This is a genomic window from Paenibacillus sp. J22P90 (assembly GCF_059692195.1).
Genome location: NZ_JCAUAY010000010.1, coordinates 176,387 through 201,805, shown reverse-complemented (window position 1 = coordinate 201,805; position 25,419 = coordinate 176,387). Strand labels below are relative to the sequence as shown.

Annotated in this window: 21 protein-coding genes; 7 read left to right on the top strand and 14 right to left on the bottom strand. The window is 44.3% G+C overall.

Annotation, left to right across the window (positions count from 1 at the left end; genetic code table 11):
- Nucleotides 1-12: 12 nt before the first annotated feature.
- The 3 genes from AC58UX_RS27345 (at nt 13) to AC58UX_RS27335 (ending at nt 3,596) form a co-directional block, all read left to right on the top strand.
- Complete coding sequence (locus tag AC58UX_RS27345) at nt 13-1,365, top strand: LLM class flavin-dependent oxidoreductase (RefSeq protein WP_497258636.1); 1,353 nt, start codon at nt 13-15, stop codon at nt 1,363-1,365.
- Between the two features lie 77 nt (nt 1,366-1,442).
- Nucleotides 1,443-2,525, top strand: a complete 1,083-nt coding sequence (locus AC58UX_RS27340; protein ID WP_497258634.1) for an aliphatic sulfonate ABC transporter substrate-binding protein — start codon at nt 1,443-1,445, stop codon at nt 2,523-2,525.
- A gap of 378 nt (nt 2,526-2,903) precedes the next feature.
- Nucleotides 2,904-3,596 carry a Dph6-related ATP pyrophosphatase gene (locus AC58UX_RS27335; protein ID WP_497258632.1) on the top strand — a complete coding sequence of 231 codons (693 nt, stop codon included), beginning with the start codon at nt 2,904-2,906 and terminating at the stop codon, nt 3,594-3,596.
- Between the two features lie 47 nt (nt 3,597-3,643).
- Here AC58UX_RS27335 and AC58UX_RS27330 read toward each other — a convergent pair whose 3' ends face one another.
- Together AC58UX_RS27330 and AC58UX_RS27325 are read right to left on the bottom strand one after the other, a co-directional pair.
- Nucleotides 3,644-4,042, bottom strand: a complete 399-nt coding sequence (locus AC58UX_RS27330) for a VOC family protein (RefSeq protein WP_497258630.1) — start codon at nt 4,040-4,042, stop codon at nt 3,644-3,646.
- Nucleotides 4,043-4,059: 17 nt separating this feature from the next.
- Nucleotides 4,060-4,503: a GyrI-like domain-containing protein gene (locus AC58UX_RS27325; RefSeq protein WP_497258672.1), complete on the bottom strand. Its 444-nt coding sequence runs from the start codon at nt 4,501-4,503 to the stop codon at nt 4,060-4,062.
- Between the two features lie 338 nt (nt 4,504-4,841).
- On the opposite strand from AC58UX_RS27325, the gene AC58UX_RS27320 reads away from it, so the two are divergent.
- Complete coding sequence (locus AC58UX_RS27320) at nt 4,842-5,825, top strand: methyltransferase (protein ID WP_497258628.1); 984 nt, start codon at nt 4,842-4,844, stop codon at nt 5,823-5,825.
- Nucleotides 5,826-5,884: 59 nt separating this feature from the next.
- On the opposite strand, the gene AC58UX_RS27315 is transcribed toward AC58UX_RS27320, so the two are convergent.
- From AC58UX_RS27315 to AC58UX_RS27300, 4 genes are all read right to left on the bottom strand, one after another.
- Nucleotides 5,885-6,745 (bottom strand): phosphotransferase, encoded by an 861-nt coding sequence (locus tag AC58UX_RS27315; RefSeq protein ID WP_497258626.1) that lies wholly within the window; start codon nt 6,743-6,745, stop codon nt 5,885-5,887.
- A gap of 197 nt (nt 6,746-6,942) precedes the next feature.
- Entirely contained in the window at nt 6,943-7,365 is a 423-nt protein-coding gene (locus tag AC58UX_RS27310; protein ID WP_497258624.1) for a VOC family protein, read from the bottom strand.
- Between the two features lie 131 nt (nt 7,366-7,496).
- Nucleotides 7,497-8,669, bottom strand: a complete 1,173-nt coding sequence (locus tag AC58UX_RS27305; RefSeq protein WP_497258622.1) for an MFS transporter — start codon at nt 8,667-8,669, stop codon at nt 7,497-7,499.
- 39 nt (nt 8,670-8,708) lie between these two features.
- The gene (locus AC58UX_RS27300) at nt 8,709-9,047 is read right to left on the bottom strand and encodes a hypothetical protein (protein ID WP_497258620.1); all 339 of its coding nucleotides are present in this window, start codon (nt 9,045-9,047) and stop codon (nt 8,709-8,711) included.
- A 213-nt stretch (nt 9,048-9,260) separates the two neighbouring features.
- Between AC58UX_RS27300 and AC58UX_RS27295 the strand changes: the two genes are divergently transcribed.
- The gene (locus tag AC58UX_RS27295; protein ID WP_497258618.1) at nt 9,261-10,127 is read left to right on the top strand and encodes an AraC family transcriptional regulator; all 867 of its coding nucleotides are present in this window, start codon (nt 9,261-9,263) and stop codon (nt 10,125-10,127) included.
- A gap of 73 nt (nt 10,128-10,200) precedes the next feature.
- Here AC58UX_RS27295 and AC58UX_RS27290 read toward each other — a convergent pair whose 3' ends face one another.
- From AC58UX_RS27290 to AC58UX_RS27280, 3 genes are all read right to left on the bottom strand, one after another.
- Complete coding sequence (locus AC58UX_RS27290) at nt 10,201-10,950, bottom strand: class I SAM-dependent methyltransferase (RefSeq protein ID WP_497258616.1); 750 nt, start codon at nt 10,948-10,950, stop codon at nt 10,201-10,203.
- Nucleotides 10,951-10,968: 18 nt separating this feature from the next.
- The gene (locus AC58UX_RS27285) at nt 10,969-11,556 is read right to left on the bottom strand and encodes a GNAT family N-acetyltransferase (RefSeq protein WP_497258614.1); all 588 of its coding nucleotides are present in this window, start codon (nt 11,554-11,556) and stop codon (nt 10,969-10,971) included.
- Nucleotides 11,557-11,718: 162 nt separating this feature from the next.
- Nucleotides 11,719-14,814: an S-layer homology domain-containing protein gene (locus AC58UX_RS27280; RefSeq protein WP_497258612.1), complete on the bottom strand. Its 3,096-nt coding sequence runs from the start codon at nt 14,812-14,814 to the stop codon at nt 11,719-11,721.
- Between the two features lie 521 nt (nt 14,815-15,335).
- Here AC58UX_RS27280 and AC58UX_RS27275 point away from each other — a divergent pair.
- Together AC58UX_RS27275 and AC58UX_RS27270 are read left to right on the top strand one after the other, a co-directional pair.
- Nucleotides 15,336-16,034, top strand: coding sequence for a hypothetical protein (locus tag AC58UX_RS27275; protein ID WP_497258610.1), 699 nt, complete (start codon nt 15,336-15,338; stop codon nt 16,032-16,034).
- A gap of 257 nt (nt 16,035-16,291) precedes the next feature.
- The gene (locus tag AC58UX_RS27270) at nt 16,292-17,014 is read left to right on the top strand and encodes an NPP1 family protein (protein ID WP_497258608.1); all 723 of its coding nucleotides are present in this window, start codon (nt 16,292-16,294) and stop codon (nt 17,012-17,014) included.
- Nucleotides 17,015-17,060: 46 nt separating this feature from the next.
- Here AC58UX_RS27270 and AC58UX_RS27265 read toward each other — a convergent pair whose 3' ends face one another.
- The 5 genes from AC58UX_RS27265 to AC58UX_RS27245 all read right to left on the bottom strand — a co-directional run bounded on the left by AC58UX_RS27265 (nt 17,061) and on the right by AC58UX_RS27245 (nt 25,078).
- The gene (locus AC58UX_RS27265; RefSeq protein ID WP_497258606.1) at nt 17,061-19,319 is read right to left on the bottom strand and encodes a helix-turn-helix domain-containing protein; all 2,259 of its coding nucleotides are present in this window, start codon (nt 19,317-19,319) and stop codon (nt 17,061-17,063) included.
- A gap of 142 nt (nt 19,320-19,461) precedes the next feature.
- Nucleotides 19,462-21,003, bottom strand: a complete 1,542-nt coding sequence (locus AC58UX_RS27260; protein WP_497258604.1) for an extracellular solute-binding protein — start codon at nt 21,001-21,003, stop codon at nt 19,462-19,464.
- Between the two features lie 64 nt (nt 21,004-21,067).
- The gene (locus AC58UX_RS27255) at nt 21,068-21,940 is read right to left on the bottom strand and encodes a carbohydrate ABC transporter permease (protein WP_497258602.1); all 873 of its coding nucleotides are present in this window, start codon (nt 21,938-21,940) and stop codon (nt 21,068-21,070) included.
- Between the two features lies 1 nt (nt 21,941).
- Entirely contained in the window at nt 21,942-22,799 is an 858-nt protein-coding gene (locus AC58UX_RS27250) for an ABC transporter permease (protein WP_497258670.1), read from the bottom strand.
- A 266-nt stretch (nt 22,800-23,065) separates the two neighbouring features.
- Complete coding sequence (locus AC58UX_RS27245) at nt 23,066-25,078, bottom strand: MGH1-like glycoside hydrolase domain-containing protein (protein ID WP_497258600.1); 2,013 nt, start codon at nt 25,076-25,078, stop codon at nt 23,066-23,068.
- Between the last annotated feature and the right edge of the window lie 341 nt (nt 25,079-25,419).

Below are 25,419 nucleotides of genomic sequence, written 5' to 3'. Positions count from 1 at the left end.
GAGGCATCCATTATGGGGAATACAAAAAAACAGCTTCATCTGGGAGCATTTATATTTGGCGTCGGCCATCACGTAGCCGCTTGGCGTCATCCGCATACAGATACCAGCGGTCTGCTCACGTTCAATTTCTATAAGAAGTTTGCGCAAATCGCCGAACGAGGCAAATTCGATATGATTTTCGTGGAGGATATCCCTACACTGCCAGAACGTCTGGAGACGGCTGTTCGACATACCGTGCCCGTTCGGGCTGAGCCTCTTACGCTGCTCTCGGCGTTGGCCTCAGTCACTAAGCATATTGGTCTTGCAGGTACCGTATCCACCACATACAGCGAACCTTTCCATGTTGCGCGCAAATTCGCTTCACTCGATCATCTTAGCGGAGGCCGAGCGGCCTGGAACGCGGTGACGACAAGCATGGAAATCACTGCGCAAAACTTCGGTCGGGATCATCACTTGGACCACTCGCTTCGCTACGAACGAGCCAAGGAATTCGTCGATGTGGTCACAGCGCTTTGGGACAGCTGGGAAGAAGACGCGCTTGTGATCGACAAAGCGTCAGGTATTTTTGCTAATCCGGATAAAGTCCATGCTGCGGCTCATCAAGGCACTCATTTCTCTGTTCGCGGTCCATTGAACGTCCCCCGCACCCCGCAAGGCAGGCCCGTCATCGTTCAAGCCGGTTCGTCCACGACAGGTCAGGCATTTGCTGCGCAAACTGCCGAAGTCGTGTTCACGGCGTGGCAAACGCTTGCGGAAGCGCAAAGCTTCTACGCCAGCTTGAAAGGTCAGCTGCCGGAGTACGGTCGCTCACCAGATGAGTTGAAGATTTTGCCTGGCGTCCTGCCAATCATTGGAGCTACCGAAGAGGAGGCCCGCGAGAAGGAAGCTGCTCTTCAAGATTTAGTTCACCCGGCTGTCGGCCTATCCATGGTATCCGGTGTACTGCGGCATGATCTATCCGCGTATCCGCTGGACGGCCCGCTGCCAGATTTGCCAGACTCGACCGACATTAACGGCGGCAAAAGCCGATATCAACTGATTCTGGATATGGCTAGACGAGAGCAGTTAACGATCCGTCAACTGATTGCCCGAGTAACTGGCGCACGCGGACACCGCACGATTGCAGGAACGCCTGTCCAAATCGCAGATATGCTCGAGGAGTGGTTTGTCAACGAAGCCTGCGATGGCTTTAACATCATGCCGCCCTATTTGCCTGAAGGCTTAGAGCAATTCGTTGACCTCGTAGTCCCTGAGCTTCAACGACGCGGATTGTATCGCACGGCTTATACGGGCCGAACGCTGCGTGAGCATCTCGGGCTCGCGCAGCCGAAGAATCGCTATACGAAGTCAGCCATTACATTATGAGATTTAATGAGATTTAATGAGATTTAATGAGATTCGATGAGATTTAACAACCATCATATATAAAGGAGTTTTTAACTATGTCTACTAAAAGAGGGTCTTTCAAGCACTTATCTGTTCTAGTCTTTCTCATTTTTGCACTGACCTTAACAGCTTGCGGGCAAGGCAGTACACCTGCCTCAGGATCTAATGCCGCAACTCCGGCCAATGCTGCTTCACCAAAAGCTGCTGCTGCAGAAACGGCAAAACCGAAGGAAAAAGTAAAGGTTAACATCGGTGTACAAGGAAAAACAGGCATTCTCGTCTACGCCCGTGAGAATAACTTCTTCGAAAAAGCATTCGCTGCCGTAGGCGCTGAGGTGACTTGGAACGAGTTCGCCAGCGGTCCTCCCCACTTTGAAGCGTTAGCTTCAGGCAGACTCGACTTTGGCAGCGTCGGCGGAACCCCAGTCGTCTCCGGCCAAGTAGGCGGCATCGACTTTAAAGCGATTGGTGTCACGAGTGATGGCAAGAAAGGTAATATGATTGTCATTCCGAAAGGCAGCCCGATCAAAGAGCTGAAGGATCTGAAAGGCAAAAAAGTAGCCGTTGCAAAAGGAAGCAGCGCGTATAACTTCCTTTACATGGCGATTGCTAAAGCAGGTCTGAAAGATGATGACATCAAGGTTATTCAACTGCAGCCAGATGAAGCTAGACCTGCGCTGGACAGCGGCGCTATTGATGCTTGGTCCATTTGGGATCCGTATGCAACCATCGCTGTGTTCCAAGCAGGTGCCAAAGTGCTAGTCTCTGGTGAGGATCTAAACATTAATGCGCCAGGCTTCCTCATTGCCAGAACGAAATTCACGCAAGAACACCCTGATCTCACGGTGCTGTTCCTCAAAACTTATGAGCAAGCTCGTAAATATTACTTGGAGCATCAAGATGAAGTAGCTGACAGCTTTGTCAAAACACAAAAGCTCGATAAACCTATTATCGAGACTGTTCTCAAAAACTCCTTCCCGCTGCTGTCACCGATCACGCCGGAATTCGCCAAAGCTCATCAGGAGCAAGCTGATTTCCTTTTTGGGCAAGGGGCCATTAATAAGAAGTTAGACACTTCACAAGTGTTGGAAAGCAAATTCGTTGAACAAGCGCTTAAGGAGTTAAGCGCGCAGAAGTAGGAGAAAGCCCAACGTGTCTTGCCGGCACGTTGGGCTTTTATGAGGGTAGGAGGATTCCAGCAGCTTCTAACAGCTAAGAAATGCAATAGTGCAACCTTTTTCTATTAATTAGACGATTTCAGCTAAAATTGATGCAAATAGGCATCAATTTCTGCGTTTTCAGCTTAGTTAGACATTTTCGCCGCCGAAAGATGCCTTTTTGCATTTATTTAAATCGCTTAAGTGAATTCCCCTGAAAAGGATGCTCTTTTGCATTTTTGCCACCAGTGAACTGAACATACTACTTCCCCTATTTAATTGATGAAGGAGATCGATCATTATTCCAAAGTAACTCGTGCTATAATGATCAGAGCTTACAAATAAAGGAGAACAATAGCAATGGACAACCTTGTGAACTGGAAAAATGGCGCTCACGGCCATAAATTTATAGCTTCTTTTAGCGGGGGAAAGGATAGCGTTCTGGCGCTTTATAATTCAATGAAGGTTGGCGAACCGATTGGACTGATCGTCATGCTGGAGGAAGAAGGAAAACGTTCCAGATCCCATGGCATGCCTCCGGAGCTTATCCGCGCCCAAGCTGAATCTATTGGATTGCCCGTTTATACGGCGGCTGCAAGTTGGGATGACTATGAAACTGTGTTTGTGGGGCTTTTGGAAGAAGCGAAACGTCAAGGCGCAGAGGTATTAGTTACAGGAGACTTGGATATGCCTATTGTTGGCTGCTGGCATGACAAGGTTACCCAAGCTGTCGGCCTAAATCTTGGCATGCCGCTATGGGGAATGGACCATGTTGAAGCTGTCAAAGAGTTTATAGATCTAGGATTTGTATCCATCCTAGTTACTGTAAATTTATCGTTAGGAATGCAGGAAGAAGATCTGGGGCGGACGTTAACTCACGACTATGTAAAAGAACTACAAGCTCGCGGTATTGACCCGTGTGGAGAAGGCGGCGAGTTCCATACAATCGTCATCTATGGTCCTCTCTTCAAACATCCTATTCCTGTTCAGAAAGGCAGTATTCTGAGGAACGGAAATTATGCCTTTTTACCTCTGGAGCTAGTAGGAAATTAACCTACGGAGTAAGGGCTGCCACGGGGCAGCCCTACAAATTGAAAACCTTATGATTTTTTACTCCCCGATCCGAAACCGATGATATATCCATCCAAATCTTGAACCGAAAAATCCTTCCACGTTCCCCAATCATATTCAGTTTCTATCGGTTCCGAAACAATAATTGCACCATTTGTTTTTAGCTCAATAAATAAAGCATCTAATTCATCGTGATTTTTTACATAAGCATAGGTATTCCAAGTACCTTTATTAGGTTTAACGTCTTCTATATTTGCTGCTTGAATTAATTTAAATCCTAATCCAAAATTATCTCGAATTGCCCAGAACTCGTTGACTTCACACCCCAGGGCTTCTTCATAATACTTCTTAGACCTTTTAAAATCAGATACCAGCAAGACGGTCAGAGAACTTTCAATTTTCGTTTTGATCGTTTCCAGATTAATCACTCCCTTTGGCTCATTTTTTATTTGGATGGAATGTACATTTCAATTTGATTATCTATGTTCTCTAAAGTATGAATGTCGTTCCAATATTCGATATCTATAGGTCTAGTACCATACGTTTTATTGATATAATCATATGTAGTTCCAATTTGGGATTCTGATCCTTGATGTATAATTTTAATAAATTGTCCAGCAGGTAAAGTGTAAGTAATCATATCATTAGGAATTCCCTCGAAAGTTGCCACCTCGTAGGCAATCACATGTTGATAGGGTACATCGGGAGTCCAGTGACCATCATGAGGATATATTTGAATTAAATACATCCCTGAGCTTACCCTATTTTCTATTTCAACCTTTCTATTCTCTAATTCCTCACGGAGATTTGCACCAATTTTCAATTCGATAACCTTGTTTAGACTCTCCTTTACTGAAAAACCAACCAACTTAATCTCTTCTCTCTCCAGAACGCTGACTTCGTAAGTTATGATAGTAAAACCTCCTTTTCATAGTAAAAATGTGCATTCGGATATGAGTCATTGCTTACTTCTATTTTAACATAATATTCCAATAAGTGGCCTAATTAAAATGAAAGAGGAGCTGCTTCTCAGCAACTCCTCCACTTATAGTTCAACACCATACCGGTTTATAAAAATGACATATAGACACCTTTTCCCTGCACTATCTCGAATCCGAGTTGTAAAGTTTGAAGATAAATTATACATACATGTTAAAAGAACCGAATAAATTTGATCTTAAATTCATCAAATGAAGGAGAGATCGCATGGCAGGTGAATCGCAGCAGTTGTACCAATTGATTTTTGGTGGATGGATCCAACAAGCCTTATCCGTTGCCGCGAAGTTGGGCATTCCGGATTTGTTAAAAGAGGCTCCTAAAAGCCATGAGCAACTTGCTATAGAAACAAAAACGCATGCACCTACGCTATATCGTTTACTGCGAGCGCTTTCAAGCGCTGGGATATTTAAAGAGTTGGACAATAAGTGCTTTGAAAATGGTCCGCTTGGTGTATTTCTACAAACAGACATTAAAGGTTCTGCCAGAGGCATCGCTATTATGGTAGGAGAAGAATGGGATAGGAATTCATGGAGTAATCTTCTGCATGCCGTTCAAACCGGGGAACCCGCCTTCCGGAAAACGTATGGCATCCCCTTCTTCGATTACTTATCGGAGAACCAAGAAGCTGGCGAAATTTTCAATAATGCGATGTCAGGCTTTTCAAAAGTAATTGGTCCTACGTTGGAAGTATACGACTTTTCTCTATTCAACAAGATTATCGATATCGGTGGCGGACATGGCCGATTGATGGAAGCCATTTTGTGCAAACATCCTCATGTTACAGGAGCCATTTATGATCTTCCAGCTGTCATTGAAGGTACAAAAACATTCATTCAGAGCATAGGGCTTAATAACCGTTGCGAATGCATCGCTGGAAGTTTCTTTGATTCTGTTCCTGAAGGCGCAGATGCTTACATTTTAAGAAATATTATTCATGACTGGAGCGATGAAGAGTCCGTTAAGATCCTTCAACATTGCAGACAAGGCGTACTGGATCATGGAAAACTTATATTATTTGAAAATGTCATTCAAACAGATAGCGCATCTGATCCCTTTCTTAATTTTGTTGATTTGGAAATGGCAGTGCTCTTAACTGGCAAGGAGCGTACGGAAGCAGAGTTTAGCGAACTATTTGAAAAAGCTGGATTTAAATTATCGAAAATAGTCCCTACACCAATGAACAATTTTATTATTGAAGGGATCCCCGTGTAAGGCTCATGCTAAAAGAAACAGCGGCAGCCCCGAACTCAAAAATAAAGTTATGGCTGCCTTTACACTGACTTCCAATATTCCCACGCTTTTAAGTAGTCCTCTAAATCATGTGGATGCAAACGTATACAAATTCCAATTCGACAATAGAGTTGAAAAATAACTTCTTCAATTAACCTTGATTTTTCAATAGGCTCATGATGGAGCAAATCAAAGGCTGCCATTAACGTTTCTAGGTTTAAATCATCTGGAGAAGAACAAAAAGCATAAGTAAAATCGTATAAGATAGGACCAATCATCGGTGATGGATCGATAACGCCAACCACTGCGTGTTCATCAAAAACAAAATTATGCACACCAGTATCCCCATGCAGCAAATATCTCACTTTTTGATCTTCATTTTTCGATATATTCTCAAATATGGCCTCTACCCTATTGTAATCTTCAATGGATAAAAGACTCCCCCAATCATGTCTCGTCCCCACCAAACTGCGGTAGTTCCACTCACGCCAAGATGTTCTCGGAGATTCTAGCCTTCCCCATTTGTCCCTTTGTACATATTCTTCGTAATTGTTAAAGAGTTCTTTTACTAAAATTGTCAGCCAATTTATTTTTAATCCACGATTATAATGCGTTGTACCTGGAATGTAGGTATATACGATATACCCTTTTGCAGAATCCGTATAGAGAATATCAGGAAAAAGCTTCAGGTGCCGGTACGTCCCCAGAAACTGTTCGGTCAAAGCAATTTGATTGGGATGGTCAATTTTCAGAACGTATTTCGGTTCATCCTGCTGTTCCAAAAAATAAACAATCCCATCCGTAGATCCTGTATTAATTTTAGTTGTAATTATATTGTTATCGATTATGCCTTTTTTACAAAGAGTATCGATGATACTTTTAACATCTGTATTTTCTAACATTGATTATTTCCCCTTAGTCCCCACCGTTAAATGGAATGTAAAATTTTACTATATGACCTTCTTAAATCATATGGTGGTTTTGGAGAGTGTACAAGTTAAAGTTTTTCTTTAATCAACTATGCCGATCACTCCTTGAAAGAAAAAAAGCTGCCACGCGGCAGCCTTTCGCTTAGAAATATTTTTTAAATCCTTTACTGTTATTTTATTCTCTTGGAAATAGGATGCTCTTCACTTAACTCTAGCAAATCCCATAGGTTCCCATATAAATCTTTAAATACGGCGACAATTCCATAGGATTGTTCTTTGGGCTCTCTAACGAACTCAATGCCCTTTGACACCATGTCATTATAATCTCTCCAGAAGTCATCCGTGCTTAAAAATAGAAAAACTCTACCGCCCGTCTGGTTTCCAATAAACATATCTTGTTCCTGTTTTGATGCTTTTGCAAGCAATAATGTGGTACCAACAGAACCAGGTGGAGAAATTACTACCCATCGTTTATCTTGTTCAGGTTGATAGGTGTCCTCAACTAAAGTGAAGTTCAGCTTCTTTGTATAAAAATCTATTGCTTCATCATAATCTTTTACCACAAGAGCGATATGAACAATGGATTGAATCATTCTTGACTCCTTCTGATAGAGTGAATTTTTTCAGGTAATACCCTTATTTTACCATATATCCATTAGTTAAGAAATCACCATGCAAACCTGCCCATTCTGTCAATATGCTGACATTCCCTTCAATTCCTTTTCTATTTAGCAGCTCCCTCAACTTCCATCTGTTCCTCATTATTTGACCTGTAGTAATACCAAAACAACGCCACGGCAGCAATGCAGATGAAGGAGCTGACAGCAAACCCTGAACGGATGCCGAACCAGCCCGCGTACAGTCCGCCTAACAACGAACCCAATGTACGACTAATGGCGTTCATCGTCAGTGAATTCATCATTTGGCCGCTTGCTTTCAACTCTTTGGGCACATGTGTGCTCACGTACTCGGCAAGACATAAGTAAAACAGCATAAACGTCCCGCCATGCAATACCCACGTCGCCAAATAGACAGCCGGACTTAGGGGGCCGCTGAATAGCAGCCAGCGCACGGCAAGGATTATCCCGGAGATGAGCAATATTTTAAAAATCCCAAACCTTCGGTAAAGCGGCTGAAAAAACAGCATGAACGGAAACTGGCTGACTGAACCTATACTGACACCAATGCCGATCAGCGCTGTGCTCAATCCCTGCTCCTTACTGTAGACGGCTTGAAAAGTTGTAAAAAATCCCAGCGTACAGTTTACCACCAACGTGTATAGGTAGATTAGAACAAGCTTTTTGCTTGTGAACAGCTGTTTCAGTTCCACCTTCGCCTTGTGCTGATGGCCTTCCACCTTAGGGATGCCCCAAGCCAGCAGGAAGGCGACGAACACGAGCCCAGAAAATAGCGGGAACATATAATGCAGATTACGGTCCAGCAACCAGCCAGCAATAACCGCCATCAAGGCATAACCGACGGACCCTGCTGTACGAATTCGTGAAAAGTTAAAACCCGATTTGCGAGAAATCTCCAGCGTAATCGTATCGCCGAGCGGGTTGATCACGCATTGGACGGCACCAAACACAATTGTGCACACAAAAAGCAACCAGAACCGATTGCCTGCCGCTGGCAGCGCCCAGACGAGAATAGCGGTCATCAGCAGGGCTATAAGGAGTAGATGGTTTTTGGATGCCGCTCTATCGGCGGCCAATCCCCAGCGTGGCTGAGCGATCATCGCGGTAATCGCTCCAGCGGTCGAGAGCAGACCAATCTGGAAATGATCAAGCGAGATGTCGTTGTAATAGATCGGAATATAGTTGCTGAACGCGCCTAGCGCCATAAAAACCAGCGAGTAATACACAGACATGTACACGTATGTTGACTTCCCTGCCATCGGATATTCGCCTTCCTCATTTGTTAGTCAGTATTGCCGTTACACGGAATGTGCCGTTCTTTTATAGTAAGATCTTACATATTCAAAAGCGTGCCATGCAGCTGCTTCATAAATCATTTTATTTGCAGAATGTTCTTCCTTCGTCACTAGTTTCATATGATTGTCCAGCGTATCCCTAATTCCGCTAATAATTTCATGAATGGAGTCAATGTACGAGGAATAATCAATTAACAGCTCTTGCGCTATTTCACTACCTTCATGAATAACGAGCATCGCCTCATCTTCTGTTATCTGATAACATTCTTTCAGAATATCTTTGACTCCATCTAATAACTCGATGTGTTCTTCATCTTTTAGAGTCGCAAAAACGAATGACATTTTATGCCCACCTCCGGAGGTCTGTGATCCTCTTTCTCTGTAATCATCATTGTCACTAATGATGACTACAACGTATAATTAGATGGTATCGACAATATTATCATAGCTTATTTTAGTGCCAGAATAGTTATATTCTTCCGTCACAAAATATCACTCAAATGATATTTTATAAAGCGGGTTGGATGGTGATCATCGTTGAAACACACAAGTCAAATGGATGAACGAGCACAAGTCTTCCATGTCCTCAACAATCAGGGGATACGACTCAAATATAGGGATGTGTCCTTGGAGTGTCCCCCCATTACCTACCATTACCATAAAGGGATCGAGATCTTATTTGTCCATCAAGGCAAGGGAACCCTGACCCTCAACCGCAAGCTTTATTACTTAGAGGCTGGATGTGTAGTGATTCTACAACCTTTCCAGCTTCACCGTATACAATTTAATGCCGATCCTGAAAATCCATATGTACGAACGGTTTTAACCTTCGAGCCCTCCATCGTTGCACCGTATCTAAAAAACTTCTCAGTGCTGTCTCGTTTTTTGGAGCAGGTATGGAAAGAACAAATGTCCAATCAGGTGTTCCGTGAGGAGCGTGGGTCGACTTATATGTTAGGCGTCCTCGAGCGATTCAATGACTTGGTTTCGGGGTGGAATGAAAGGGATGAAGACCACGAGGCTGCGTCCATGCTGATTCTTAACATTTTAGACTATCTGATCTCCTTACATATTGGAGGATTTGGTGGAGTCGCCCGTCCGGATAGCCCGGCTGAAAAAATAATGAATTGGGTCGAAGAGCATTATACGGAACCTTTTGACCTGATCGAATTAGCGAAGGAACTCCATCTATCTACGAATCATGTCTCTCGGTTATTTCGGAGTGAAACAGGGGGAAGCATCACCGAATATGTAATCGCGCGAAGAATTAGACAAGCCTGCTGGTTGCTAAAAACAGAATCAAAATCGATCGAACAGATCGGTTCTTTGGTGGGCGTACCTAATTTCCCTTATTTTTGTAAGATTTTTAAAAAGATTACGGGTTTTACTCCCATTCAGTATCGTAGAAGCCAGTTAAATTAGGCTGCCGATAATACCACCACTGACGCACCCTTGCGCACAAAAATTGTGCGCTAGGGCTGTTAATCGGCAAGCTCTATTTCCTCGCCACAATCATGAAGCGCTCCGTATTCGTCTTGATTCCCTTCTCCGTTTGATAGGCTTCAATAAACCTTTGAAGTATGTGAAAATCATTCTCCGTTTGCCCGAAATTAGGAATGACAGGGGTGTATTTTAAAAAGAAGACCAAATCCTCGTACGTCTGGAAATACTGCGTTGCATCAAATTCAAAAGACTGAATATCCGTAAATCCAGCTTCAGCTAGTTCTTTAAGGTATTTATCTTTTAAGAACCCAGGATCAGTTCCAAAACTCTGGCCTCTGCCAAATGCTTGTTTCATGTTTAATTTATCATTTTCGCTTACCTGTTGCGTTAAGAATACACCATTATTGGTTAATACTTTCGATACTTCACTCGCATAAAACTCACTGTGCCGACAGGACACCACATTAAAAAAGGACTCAGGAAAAGTAATATTCTCAGCTTCCATTTGTACGAAACGAATATTGGTTTTGTTTGATTTGTTTAAGTTTTCATTAGCGGACTGAATCATTCCTTCTGATTGATCAATACCTACAAGAAGTAATGCAGCATCAGCCATAGAAATTAAAGCCTCCCCACCGCCCGTACCAATATCCAGCAATAGATCGGACTTCGTACATCTTTGAGTCACTTCATGAAGAAAATTCCATTGTTCACCTTCAGAAGTCGTTTTTAATTTACTAAAATCCCACCCATTTAATTTTCCAACCTTGTCGTAAAAATCTTTGTAATCGGATCTGTTCATATATGTTCCCCCGTTTTTTTAGAAGAGCTTCTTTTGGAGCTGGTAATGATTATACTGCTCGTTTTCAATTTCAATAATATTTAGAAAATCAAAGCCGCATTTTTGTATAACTCTATTAGATGATAGGTTACGGATCAGAGCTATCGCGTTAAGCACGTCCACATTCGTATTCTCAAATAAATACTTGACTAAGCCATTGACCGCTTCAGTGGTATAACCTTTGTTTTTCTGTTTATTTGAGATTCCAAACACAATCTCTCTGTTGGGGGACGGTAATTCCTCTTTTATTCCAGTACAACACCAACCAATAAACTCACACGTCTCCTTAAGAATTATGCCTAAGCGTAGACGAAGTTCCTTTACATTCCCCCCTTTCGATACTGCCTCTAGAAACTGTCTATTCTCAACTATTTCGTAATTTACTAGCCAATCCAACCGATGCTCTTTAGGAACATTCCACCCAGGCAAAAATTCTATTATCTCTGGTTGCATGGTAATTGAGTAGAGTTCGTCCAAATCCTCTAATCTATACTCTCGTAAAATGATATCCTTGCACTCAATCTTAAAAATATTGTCTGTGGAGCCAGTCTGTCTATCTGGGTTCATATTCATCCACCTTTCTTGCCAAGATAACCGCAGTTATCCATATGATAACAAATAATAAAAATATATGATGGTAAATAATTACTTAAATAAAACTCCCGTTTAAAACGAAAAAGGGCCGCCCCAATGGCAGATTTGCCAGGGACAGCCCTTATTCGGAAAACTTTATGGATTGATCAGTTTTGCAGCTTGCAGCAAGCGGCGTACAAGAGCAGCCGTTTCGGCACGAGTCAGATTAGCGTCAACTTCCAGCTTGTCGCCTCGTCCGTTCATAAGGTTAAGGCTGACCACAGCAGCGACGTTCGTTCGTGCCCAGCTCGCTACTTCGCTGCCGTCCTTAAATGCTGACAATACGCGAGTAACCTCTGCAGCAGGCAATTCCGATTTCAGCTTTGCGATACTTGCAGCGCGTGCCAACACAGCCGTTGCTTCTTGTCGGCTAATGTTCTGATCCGGTCGGAATGTGCCGTCCTCGTAACCATCTATCAGCTTGTAGTTGATAGCGGCTTGTACCGTTCCCGCATACCAGCCGTTGATATGAACATCTTTTAAGGAGCCAGCATATGCAGCGTCTTGAATGCCAAGACTGCGTGTCACGATTGCCGCAAACTCCGCTCTCGTAATCGATGCGTCAGGACGGAATTCCGTTGGCGTCACGCCATTTACGATAAGGCGGGAGCTCATGTCGTTGACATCGACTTGCGCCCAATGCCCCTTTACGTCATTCATTTCACGAGGGCTGTAAACGACGGAATACGTGCTGTTGGTCAAGCTATTGATAATGGCGTATGTCTTGCCGTTCTCTTTCACGACAATGGTCGGCACATGAATCAGCTTGCCGTCTTCCGTCCATACAACGCCTGTAGTCACATCACTTGCTTCGGTTCCGTCAGGAAGGACAATCTTCCGTTCTACATAGCTGTTAAATTTGTTCGCCAGAACCGTCTGGGTTCCGTAGGAAGCAGTAACCTCGAAGTCAACCGGAGCTCCGACGAGTGTGTACTGATTTTGCTTAGCCGCACCCTCTACTTGAGTCGCCTTGTATTTTGGCGTTTCGGAGATTTGGATGTTGATGGTGATGTCTTCGAGCTTCACGTCAGAACCTACCTGAGAAGAGATGCTGCCGATATTGATTTGCGATGCCGGCAGCGTGTAAATCGCATTGTCGGTTACAATCTGGATTTGTGCATCCTTCGATTGCATGGATTTAACTAAGCTGGCGTTTAACTGGCCAACTACAACTTCGCGATCGCCGCCTACCGGAATGGTAATCAGCTTGTTGTTTTCTTTCTCCAGCTTGTCCGTTACTTTCTTGCTGTCTAGCGTAATCGTTGTAACGTTCTGACCGTTCACTTCCGTTTCTTGAGCGGTTGCCAGCTTTTCCTGCTTAACACCGTCGACGAAGATTTCAATACCAGGGTCAGCTGGCAGCGGTGAGCCGTCACCAGTTGAGTGCGTATTGACCGTTACATTCGCATGAGCCTCTTTGCCACCATATACGGCGGTAATGACCGTCTGTCCATCGTTGAGGGCAGTCACCAAACCAGTGCTGTTCACCGAAGCAACAGTCGTATTGCTCGAGGAATACGTAACACCAGAGGAAAGCGTGAACGTGCTGCCGTTGGAATAGACTGCAGTCGTTACGGTTTGGTGCGTCTGATTACGTTCTATTGTATAGCTAGTGCTGTCTAGCGTTATATCTGTTAAATCAAACAGATTCCATTTCGCATTAAAAGTGATGTTTCCTGTTATAGTGAAAGTACTATCTGGAGCATAAGTAGCTTCCGTTACATCGGTCGACTTGTACCAGCCGCCGAAGGTATAGCCTGTTTTTACAAGATTTCCGGTATTACCATAAACAGTAGCTGTCACGCCTTGTCTGTAAGCTCCACTATCAACAGGTACGCTTCCGCCCGTGCTGCCATTCCCATTGTACGTGACAGTTAACAGCGGAGACCATACGGCATATAAGGTCACGCTTTGCGTCAAAGTGATAGAATCTCCAGACACATATTCAGGAACAGTCGCATTTGAGGTGGTAGCCCAGCCTTCAAACTTATATCCTGATTTCACTAGACTGCCTGAGTTGCCTGCTACAATAGCCGACTCGTTCGGCTCGTACCCGACAAGGTCAATTGGTGCGGTTCCACTTCCACCATTTGCGTTATAGATCACAGACGCCATCAGCTTGGAAACGTTGCCGTAAGAGAGATTTGGGATGTAAAAGTAACCAGAGCTGTCTGCGGCCACATCAAATCCAATTCCAAATACAGAACTGGATGTAATCGCAATGCTGCTCCAATCGCTCTGCCCCCCATTGTACCTCAGTTTGTACACACCGCTACCAAAGCTTATTGCATATACATTATCGAATTTATCGACACTGATGCCCATAGCAGCAAACGAGTTGGCTTGCCCTATTAGAGGTGCGACATTCGTCCAGATGTTACTTCCACTAGGAGTGGGAGAACCAGGAGGACGCTTTTGAACTATAGAGTAGCCATTCACAGGCGAAGAATCACTTACGAATACATTCCCTTCGCCATCGGCCGCAATATCCCACGGAACATAGAACGACGTGGCTCCACTAATATTAAACCATGAACTTCCGCCGCTAGGCAGCATAAAAACATTCCCACTAGGTGATGATGGGGTGCTAGTTCCACTGTATTCCGTGGCAAAAACATTGCCATGGTTATCTACCGCAATGCCTAGTGCAAATCTGAACGTTTGTGTGCCTGTAATGGGTTCCCATGAATTCGTTCCATGAGGCAGCTTTAGGATTCTGCCAACGTTGCCTGAGACCCCGAGGGTGCTATTATCGGTAACGTAAACGTTTGCGTCTTTGTCTACCGCTATCCCACGCGGATTAATCAGATTGGCGTTGTAGGTAATGTCAGTGACCGTCTGGCCGTTGTCGGATATTATCTCCACCACACCGGTCGCAGTGTTTATACCTGTAGAAGTTTTTTGACCTACCGTATAGATGTTATCATTGTCGTCAATATCCAAGCCAATTAGAGTATAATTGTAAGTCCCTGGAAGTGGAACTACACTGTTGTTCCTCGGAGCGGAATAGTGATTCCAGCTCAAAGCTCCTGTGTAGCCTGGTGTTACTTCTGGAATTGGTTCGTAGGCTCCTCTGGCAAAAACCTTGCTTCCGCCCGCTACAAATGGTACTAGTGAAAGAATGACTAACAAAAAACTCATCAGTACGGCAACCGCTCTCGTATGAGCTGAGTTGCGTCTCGTAATCAACATTATCTCTCTTCTCTCCTTATAACTAATATATCTCGACTAAATGAATGCTCTAGCCCCTGATCGATTGCTTACAGCCACAGGTCTTTAAAACCATTACTTACAAAGTTCTTTTTTCCTACAAAACCTCCCTGACTAGACTAAATTGACTATTAAACTTAGTTCTTACTGCTTACCGCTTCATTTATTTTACAACACTGTATCTCAACAAAATCTCAACAAGTGTGTGAGTACACGCCTGTAGAATACCGGTCAACTTTCCAAAAAAGTTTTAGACTGAGCTTAGATATTGAAACAGCGACAGCCAAGGACATGGTAATTAACTCCTAGACTGCCGCTGTTTTATTGAACGCTAATCTTAGCTGTTTAATGCAATCTCCGATCTTTTACCTCCGCCTTCCATTTCCCATTACATTTATTACCAATAAAATTATAGATTTTCCTAGAATAATTTAAGGTACACATTTCTACTTTTCCTATAATTAGAGTTATAACGATTAGTCACGCAAAGAGGAGGAAGCAATTTGCAAAGTCAGCAAATAGATCTCGATCTAGCACTTGTCAAAAAATATGCGCCACAGCTGTTATTTGATCGTTTGGAGCCATTTTTCCCTGTTCGTGTTGGGGTAACGATATTTGATCAGGACGGTCAATCTCCTTCCTTTCGTCGTATGATCAGCTTTGAGTCAGATGCTAGGATTGAAAAGGTCATTGAATATGCCATCTACTGGGATTATGATATTGAGCACTTGTACGAGCTGGAACATGTATGGATTTATGTAGGGCGTGACGGCAGTGTTATCAATTGTGAATGCAGCTTCCATGGCAAATTTTTTAAAGGGCTGCTTAAGGATCGAAGCAATATAGCTGAAGACAAGCCAACCCAGGTCAAGCTGTACTCCCAGCCTGGAAAACACGCTTTTTCCCCACTTCTCACGATGCTTGAGCTCGTCCCGAATTTAGATACGTGCACCTATGAGACAGCGGGTCGAGGAGGTCTATTAGTCCCTGACATGCTGCGAAACCAAATGACTGCAGATGAGGAAACGAACCAATTAGTGGAACGTTATTTGCAGACACTTCGGTTTCGACCAACGATGGAATTTATCGAATATGCTTGGGACGACGATTCGCTTTTCGTGACGTGGCCTGAGCTTATGAACGAGATTCCACAGCGTGTCAACCAAGAGTTAGTTAAAATCAGAGAGCACTTTGCCATCTAGGGAAACGATATATGTTCTTGTTCCGCTAAAGACAAGAACATATATCTTTAAATAAAAAGTTCGCGCTGCGCGCGAAACCTTGTCCCTCGACACGAATTTGAGGAGGTGAATGAAGCGAAAACATAATGAAATACGCAAATATTTCAATGAGGTTATGAAGTGAGCTTTTTGATTCGAGGATTAAAAAAGTTTTGTTTTACTACATTGATATTCATTTATGTATTTCCATCTTACAATCAAATGGAGGTAAAGATTACATGAACAAGAAAATGAAAGCACTTACACTAGCATTAACACTGATAGCATCTCTCAACATTGTTCCAGCAGCTAGTGCAGCTGTCTTAGCTCATAACGCAGTAGTAGGATTTGCCGAAGTGACGCCTACCACGACGACTCAAATAGCGGCTAAGCTTTTTCAACCAACTTTGAAGGTTACTACGGGATGTGTGCCTTTCCCAGCAGTAGATGCAGCAGGGAATACAAATGGAGGTTTAGCACCTAGTGGAGCAGCTAATGGAAATTGCAGTTCCAGTACGGGTCAAGTATATGCACGTTCAGGATGGTACAATGGCGTATGGGCAATTATGTACTCTTGGTATCAACCTAAAGATTCACCATCCTCAGGATTAGGCCATAGACATGACTGGGAAGGTGCTGTAGTTTGGATCGATAATCCAGCAGCTGCTTCTCCGCAAATTCAGTCCATTTCCTATTCTCAGCACGGTGACTGGTTAAATGTAGCTAAGAGTGCAACAAACACAAATGGAACTCATCCAAAGATTGAATATAAGAGCGTTTGGCCGCTTAACCATGCCTTATATATCACGACTACAGCCGGTGGATATCAACCATTAATCGGTTGGGACGACTTAACTGCTGCGGCAAGAACTGCATTAAATACAACGAGTTTCGTAGATGCCAATGTTCCTTTTAACGACTCGAATTTTACTAATAATTTAGCTGCTGCTTGGTATCAATAAGAATAGTAAAGGGCCAGGGAAGATTACTTCCTTGGCCTCTTTTCCGCTATTTATTTAAATTCTTCTCACGGTACTGCCCTGGCGTAGTTCCCTCTAACTTACGGAAATACCGAATGAAATTGGCAGGTGTATTATACTTCAGCTTCTCCGCGATCTCGGATATTTTCATATCCGTTTCTAACAGCCATCGTTTGGCCATGTTCATCCGATACTCCGATAAGTAATCACTGAAGTTAACACCCGTTTCCTTGCGGAACACTTTGGTCAAGTAATTCGGGCTGTAATTCATGCGGCGGGCGCACACCTCTAGTGACAGATCGGTATCGAAGCCGGTTTCTATCATATAAATAATTTGACTGGAAATGCTCTGATACTGCTCATCTAGCTTGTGTTCCAAGTGAATTAAGAACGGAAGCATCACCACATCCAGAAACCACCGTTCAACCTCACTCACTGTTTTCAATTGAAACAATTGTATAAACAAGGTTTGTTCATCGGGGTATAACCGTTTAGGCAATACGCCTGCATCCTTAACAGCCTGAAGCATTTGTACTAGCAGACGGACGAAGGACATGAAATATTCTTCATGTGTTCGCTCATCGACAGCAAGCGCTGTTATGAATTGATGAAGATAGCGCGTAGACTGTTCCCGGTCTGCAAGCTTCAAGGCATCAAGCAGCTGCCGTTCTATGGTATCTGGATAACTCAACTGCATGCTCTTCTCTGGTTGTACATCCTCAATGAATAGGATCGATTCTTCCCCTAGGTTCATCCGGTACTTCAAAGCTTGCAACGATTCACCATAGGCATGACGGATTTGCTTAATGTCGGTAAACACATGGCTGAAGCCAATGCTCACTTTTAGCTCCAGGTAAAGTTTGATCATTTGCATAATTTGATGTGCGGCCGTGTCTAGAAGATTCTTGAACAGCTTGGGATCCGTTTCAGCCCCTCCTAGCAAAGTAACCTGCGAGTCCCCCATAACGACTGGTGGCAGCCTCTGCTCATGCAGGATGAGTTCAGAAACGATATTGTTGATAGCGAACAATAGTAAATCCTGATCCTGTTCTTCAAAACGTGTATGGGATAACGAATCGATTTGAATCGTCATGACACACATGCTGTTCCACGCCGTCGGATGCCCGAAAGCCTCCAACTTATCCTGCGCCTCTGTCCTCGCCATATCGCTTTGGAAAAGTTTGAAAACAAAGTACTCCCTCATTTGATGGGACTGTCCCAGAACCTCCTGCAGCAAACTTGACTCCCTTTGCATCAATCCTCGAAAACGCTCATTAATAAATTCAAATTCATCGGTTGCCGTATCCATGCCGCCGGTTTCGGGTGAATTGCGCACGACTTCATACAACTTCCGGATCGGTTTATACATCTTCCTTGAACCTAAATAAGAAACCAGAAGAGCTATCAATAAAATGCCAAGACAAATATAGAGGGTGAACCATCCTATCCCCTGCGACTCCTTATTCAGCTCATCGATGGATACCACCGATAAATACATCCAACCGTTATAATTGGACTTTCGGTAACTAATCCCGACTCGTTCCCGCTCCGAACGGGTTGTGTAGAAGCCCTGCTCCGCAGCAGGTATGGACTCATTCAAGCCAATCGCTAGTTCTTGAAACTGTTTGCCAATCAGATTAACGGCATTGCCAGCGAAGACAACCTGCTGATCGTCCAGCAGCAAAACGTTGCCCATAGCAGTATCCTTGCTAATTAAATTATTGACTTCATAAATCGGAATCGTCATGATTAGCAGCCCCGACGGGGTGGGGGAATAAGCCGGAATTTTCTTGATGAGTTTCATTCCGGTTGGACTTGTAGACCAAAACGACGTTCTAGGATCTTTCACCCATCCCGCATAGCTTTCAACAGCCTTCGTTTCCAGCATGGACAAGCCCGTATCGTTAATGGACCATTTGTTGGTGATGCTTATGAGTTCCATGCCCATTGTACCGAGCTCATTGCTTTGCAGCTTACTCATCGATTCGAGCAGACTCTTCACCTTCTGAACGTATCCGTCCGTACCGGCTAATTCTCCCTTAAGAGCATCAATCACTACTGGTTGATTCATATATTGAATAGCCGAGTAATCAATGAGTCTCAGCAGTTGTTCAATTTGTGATTCTGTCTGTTTCAGCATGTGCTGATTGCTCTCATAGACCTTGGTTTGTACAGCGTCGGATGCCTGATAATAGGAAAAAGCTCCCAGTATCATGACTGGAATCGTCGCGAGCAGCAGCGTAAACCATATGAGCTTGGATAAAAAAGTAGACGCACGTAATTTCATAAACAAGCCCCCACTGTTCTTGGACTAACCATGACTTCATTACATCGGTTCTTTACATTTATCAGTAATTACACGAAAATGTCAATAATTGCGGCGCCTTTCCCCAGAACTACACGGGGAAAAACGCCGCTTTTCAAAATAATTATTTTTGTTGAGCCTTTTTCTGTTCGGCAGTAAATTCTTCTATGATTTTATCGCCGCCTTTTTTGAGCCATTCTTCCGTAATCTTGTTAAAGCCAGCCTCATCGATCTCTCCCATGATGAAACGAACACGAGCATCGTTGATCAGCTTATCCAGCTCCGCGCCCAGTTGGGTTTTGGTCGGAGAGAGAAACGGCTCGATGACACTTGGCACGGCATTAGCTACCCCTTCTTCATATAGCTTCTTCACCTTTTTCCCCATATCCGGTTCTGTCGGCCAAGCCAAGGTTGAAGGTGCTATGCGAAGCTGCCCCAGATCACCAACCTGGTCTTTATACAACTGCTCGTTGGTGAATACGGGATTACCGTTCTCTGTTTTATAATGAACGCCTTCTACACCCCACGCAAACGTTTTCAACACATCGTCCTGTAGATTCTTCTCAAAGTAAGTTAGTATTTCTTTCAATTCCTCTTCCGTCTTCACACTGGATTTAGGGAACATGAATACGCCGGAATAACCTGAATTCGCTGGCAGCTTAACTCCCTTCGGCCCTTGCAGCCCGATGACGAAATCCATCTTAGCCTTTGGATTTAATTTGTACAGATCAGCATGCTTATTAGGTGCGTCATCAATACTTGCCAGATAAATACCGGCTTTGCCTGAGTTAATGTTTTCGTGAAGTTTAGTTCCTTTGATGGCGCCGAAGTCCTGATTAATCAGCTTCTCATCATACATTTTTTTAAGCAACTTAAGCGAATCCATGTATTCTTTGGTCATAAAATCAGGTATCACCTTGCCGTCCTGCACGCCCCACTGATTAAAACCGCCTAAAGCAGTAACAAGGACAAGACTCGCGTCGGTAATCAAATTATCATCCGTCAAAGTTAGACCGTACGTATCATTCTTGCCGTTCTTATCCGGATCGTTCAATGTAAATGCTTTCGCAACGTTATACAAATCGTCCACCGTTTTCGGCTGTTGCAGACCTAGGTTATCGAGCCAGTCTTGGCGGAAAATGATACCTTTTCTAGCAAATGGACGGTCACGGTAGAGTCCATATATTTTACCATCTACGGAAATATTGTTGGCGATCTTGTCATTCCAGTATTTCTTGATTTTCGGAAAATCTTTAAGGTACGGGCCAATCTCCCAGAAAGCGCCGGAACGGACAGCATTAATAATTGCCGAGTTCTTGGTATCCAATACGACCATCGCTTGTGGAAGTTTGCCTGAGGCGATTGTCACATTCAGCTTATCATTATAGGATGAACCAGGGACGAACGTTATTTCCAGCTTGCTATTTGTCTGCTCCTGAATGGCCTTGAAAGCAGCATTGGTATCATCTGTCGCCGGTGGCTGCTGTCCATAGAAAGGAGACATCATGCTGAATTTAATTTGTTTCTGAGCAGCAGCGCTAGTACTCCCAGGGGTACTCTTCGCACCGTCACTCACGGAATCTCCCCCTCCGCAAGCCGCTAATAGAGACGCCATCATAACTGTCGTGCAAGTAACCGCTAACCCTGTTTTCAATGTTTTTCGCATACAAACCCTCCGTTATTTAATTTTATTGTATAGAAAGAAAGACGACCTTACCAGACTTGACCGTCTAACCTTTAACCGAACCTAGCAAAACTCCCTTGGCGAAATGTTTCTGCAGGAATGGGTATAAGAGCAATATCGGGACAGCCGCTACGACGATAACTGCGTACTTGATGCTCTGAGGTGGAGCTGCAATTTCCGATGCTGCACTCGCATCCGTAAAACCGCCTGCCGACAGAAGGACGATTTGCCGCAGCCACACTTGAATGGGCCACATTTTCGCATCATTAATGTACATAATGGCCGTAAAATAGGAATTCCAGTGCCCCACCGCATAAAACAGCGCGAACGTAGCCATAGCCGGTAAGGATAATGGAACCACGATTTTGTATAAAATTTGCAAATCATTGCAGCCGTCCATTTTCGCTGATTCTTCCAAACCCTCGGGCAGCTGCTGGAAAAAGTTTTTCAACAAAATCAGATTGAACGCACTGATCGCGGAAGGGATCCACAGGGACCAATATGTATCCAGTAATCCAAAGCTTTTGACTACCAAGTACGTGGGGATCAAACCTCCGCTGAAGAGCATGGTGATGACGATCAGTAACATGAATTTACCCCGACCGCGCAAATTTTTACGTGCTAGTGGATAGGCCATCAGCGTGGTAAGCAGCAAATTGATTAAGGTTCCCACAACAGAAATGAATATGGTGATTAATAAGCTTGTGTAAATGATTTTGGTAGAAAAAATAAATTTGTAGGCATCTAGTGAAATCTTCGTAGGGAATAGCACAACCTTCTTGATAAGCAGCTCCTCCGACGCTACGAGCGAACCGGATACGACATAAATGAACGGGAGAACCGTAATTACCGCAACGATAAAAAGCATGAAATAATTGATTGCGTCAAACGCTTTGCTGCTCATTGTACGATCTCTCATGCTAATAAACCCCTTCCTCACCGTATTTCTTAGCCATTGCATTTGCAGAAACGACCAGAATTAGGCTTACGAGAGATTTAAACAATCCCACAGCCGTACTGTAACTGAATTGCGCATTGACCAGACCGGACGTATAAACGTACGTATCAAACACTTCAGCTACTTCCCGGTTTCCGGAATTCAACATGAGGAAAATTTGCTCGAATCCGGTGTCCAAGAAACTGCCCAGTCTTAAAATAAGCAACAGCACAATCGTCGTTTGGATAGCTGGTAAAGTAATATGCCACAGCTGATGCCACCTGTTAGCTCCATCCATTCGCGCAGCTTCATAAAGCTGCTGATCGACTCCGGAGAGTGCCGCTAAGAAAATAATCGTTCCCCAACCGGTTTCCTTCCAGATAACCTGCGAAGTAATCATAGATCGGAACCAATCTTTACTTAATAAGAAATTAATTTTGTCCCAGCCTAAGGAAGCGAGGGCTTCATTAACAATGCCGCCCTCCGTTGTAAACAGGGTGTACGTCAGCCCTGCCACGACGACCCATGATATAAAGTGGGGGATATAAATGATGGTTTGCACGAACCTTTTGAAAAACTCCTTTCGAACCTCATTCAGCATTAAAGCTAAAATGATCGGCAGCGGAAAGAAAAAGAGCAGATTATAAACAGCAAGCACAAGTGTATTTCTAAAAAGCTTCCAAAAATCTGGATTCGTGAAAAAACGCTGAAAGTGCTGCAGGCCGACCCAATGGCTTTTTAAGATCCCGGCAAAAGGTTGATAATCCTGAAATGCGATAACCACACCAAGCATCGGCAAGTACTTGAACAAGACGAAAAATAAAAGACCTGGAATCAGCATGCAGTACAGCAGCTTTTCTTTATTGATATCCCGCAATAGCTGCTTCAGATATCCAGGTTTGCGCGAGGCATCCACTGAGGTCGCCGGGTTCAGCCAACGTTTTCTCTGGACTGTTGTTCTATTCATAGGTCAATCACATCCTCCAACAATCGTTTGCTACATTTATGTTAATGGCCTCATGTTGTTTCCGTCGATATTCATTTCGTTGTATGTTTCTAAGCGATAATCATTTTCTTCCGTGCCATTGTCATCTGCTATCTTTTTCGCTAAATGATATAGGAGGAAGGAGCGCCACTATATACGGTCTTTCCATTACAAACAATCGTGCAATGGTTCGGCTTCATATGGACGTCAATCTGTTGGTCGCGATATTGATATCCGGAAATCGACACACTTCCTTCATGAGGTGGCTGCGGAAATATCTCCAGCGTGCCATCCAGCTTCGGTTTGATGCCCGCCATACCAAATACCAGTGCTTCGGTGCCTGTGAGACCTGCTATGATATTGCCCCGCTTATGGCTCGGAACGGCAGGCCGGTCGCTATAGTGCTCCTGAGGAAAATACGGCAGATGCTTGCCCATCCAGAACAAACGCTTCAAGACATCCCAGGCTAGTGCTGGCTGACCCTGTTCCCACAAAGTAAGCGCGAGCGTCGGACTCTCACCTGTATAGCTGCCTCCACCGGACCAATCGGGATCGTTCAATTCATAATGCAGTGAATCTTCAGCGGATATACTGCTCACACCGTAAGGTCCAAGAAAAGCTCCGTCTTTTAAATGTGTCAGTAGAGCCTCTGCCATATCTGTGTTGCAAACACCCATTCTTAATGTGTCAAATGCCTGAATCGTGTACACCCGCTCAACGTGCCCGTTCGGGTATTTGCATAGAAACCATCCGTTCTCTGGATCCCATAGGTGATCACGAATGGCAGTGCGGATGCGGCTGGCTTTATCACGCCATGTTCCGGATTCGTCATGTCCAAGACGCTCTGCCATATCGGCTAATCGATCATAGCACCACGCTCTTTCGGCGTTGGGGCTGGATACGACATGCTCATGGGCAGCGCTCCTCATTTCGAGTAGATTGTGCTGCTTGCCGTAATCCAGCAATTCGCCCCAGGCTGGCAGCCTTTCTTCATCATGAAGCAGTAAATGTTTCATCAAATCGTACAATTCCAATCCTTCGCCGTACTGTGTCAGATTGCACCAAACTAAATTGAAGAAGGACCATAGACTGTACGAATACGGAACATCCTTACCCAGACCGCTAGGAGCGAATCTCGAATGCCGCTCAATGCCGCTTCGCGCCATCATGTGGGCCAGCTCGATCACTTTTTCACTTCCCAACATCAGTCCTAGCATCCGCGCTGCATAACCTCCAGTATCCCACGGATAACAGCAAATGCCGGCGCCTTCCATCCCTGCTACGACTGGAAAGGGCTGCATCGTAAAGTCGGGATGCTCCCATAGACAGATCAGACCGCTGACAAGCGAGCGCCGATAGTACTCTTCAAGACCGGGAATGTCACTGGTCAAACGAGGGACAGACGCGCAATTGCGCTGAATTCGATTCTCCCAGACGTCATACGTTCGCCGTTCCCATCTCGCTAGGGTTTCATCCATGTATACCGATTCTCCAACCTTCGTCAGCAGGATAGCCACTCGGTAAACCGCCTCTTGCCCAGGTGCTACTAGCGCGGGTTCTGTCTCCTCTTGCAAAAACGTAACCCTAACTTCATCGTTCTCCCATATGCCTCCACCGACTTCTTGCATCTGTTCTCCCATAGATGGATGGCCGAAATCCCAATCGTTCAGAGCTTGGATACCTGGACGTCCCGGCGAAACCCTCGGAAGGATGTTAAGCTCCATGCTGCGCTCCGTCCGATTGACTACCCGTACCGCTAGTACAAATCCAGCACGATCCGCAAGCGGAACCAGTGAGCTTTGTACAGAGAGCGAAATCAAGTGTTCCTCCACGAAGTAATGGTAAGTTCCTGTCCGTTCGATACGATCCGGCCGCCATTCGGCTCCTGCGTACAATAGACCGCAATCCCCTTTCCCGCGGTTTCCTGTATCACTCACGCGATGTCCATCCGCGGTCAAATCAAGCAGCACTTCAACATCTTGCGCGGCAAACGGTGGCGAGAATAAGCCTCTGACGCCGGCAACCGTCCCCTCTATTGGGGCAACTGTACTGAATCCGCTGCAGACCCAAATATGATTAGCTGGAGCCACACTGGCACGCAAATCGAATGCAAAGTCGTTCAAATGATAATTCATGTTTTCACCTGTCCTTTTCCTTGTGCCGTCACAACCTCATCTTAAAGAGCGTACTCCGTTTCCGTCGATATTCATTCTGTTGGTTCCTTTGCTTATGACCTTGATTTGTTGACTAGACAAGCAAAAAGTAATCATTAGCTGTTATTTCATTATCATTTTCTGCAGATAATAAAAACGCCTTCGTTGAAATGATTTCAACAAAGGCGTTCTTTGAAAGCTATGTATGTTTCGGCTTATATACGCGAAAAGTCTATATCAATATAGGGTGTGTTCTTTAGTAAGTTAGAATAGCAGAAGCGTCGAGCTTGTTCATCCCACTCACTCCAATCAGGAGCATTAAA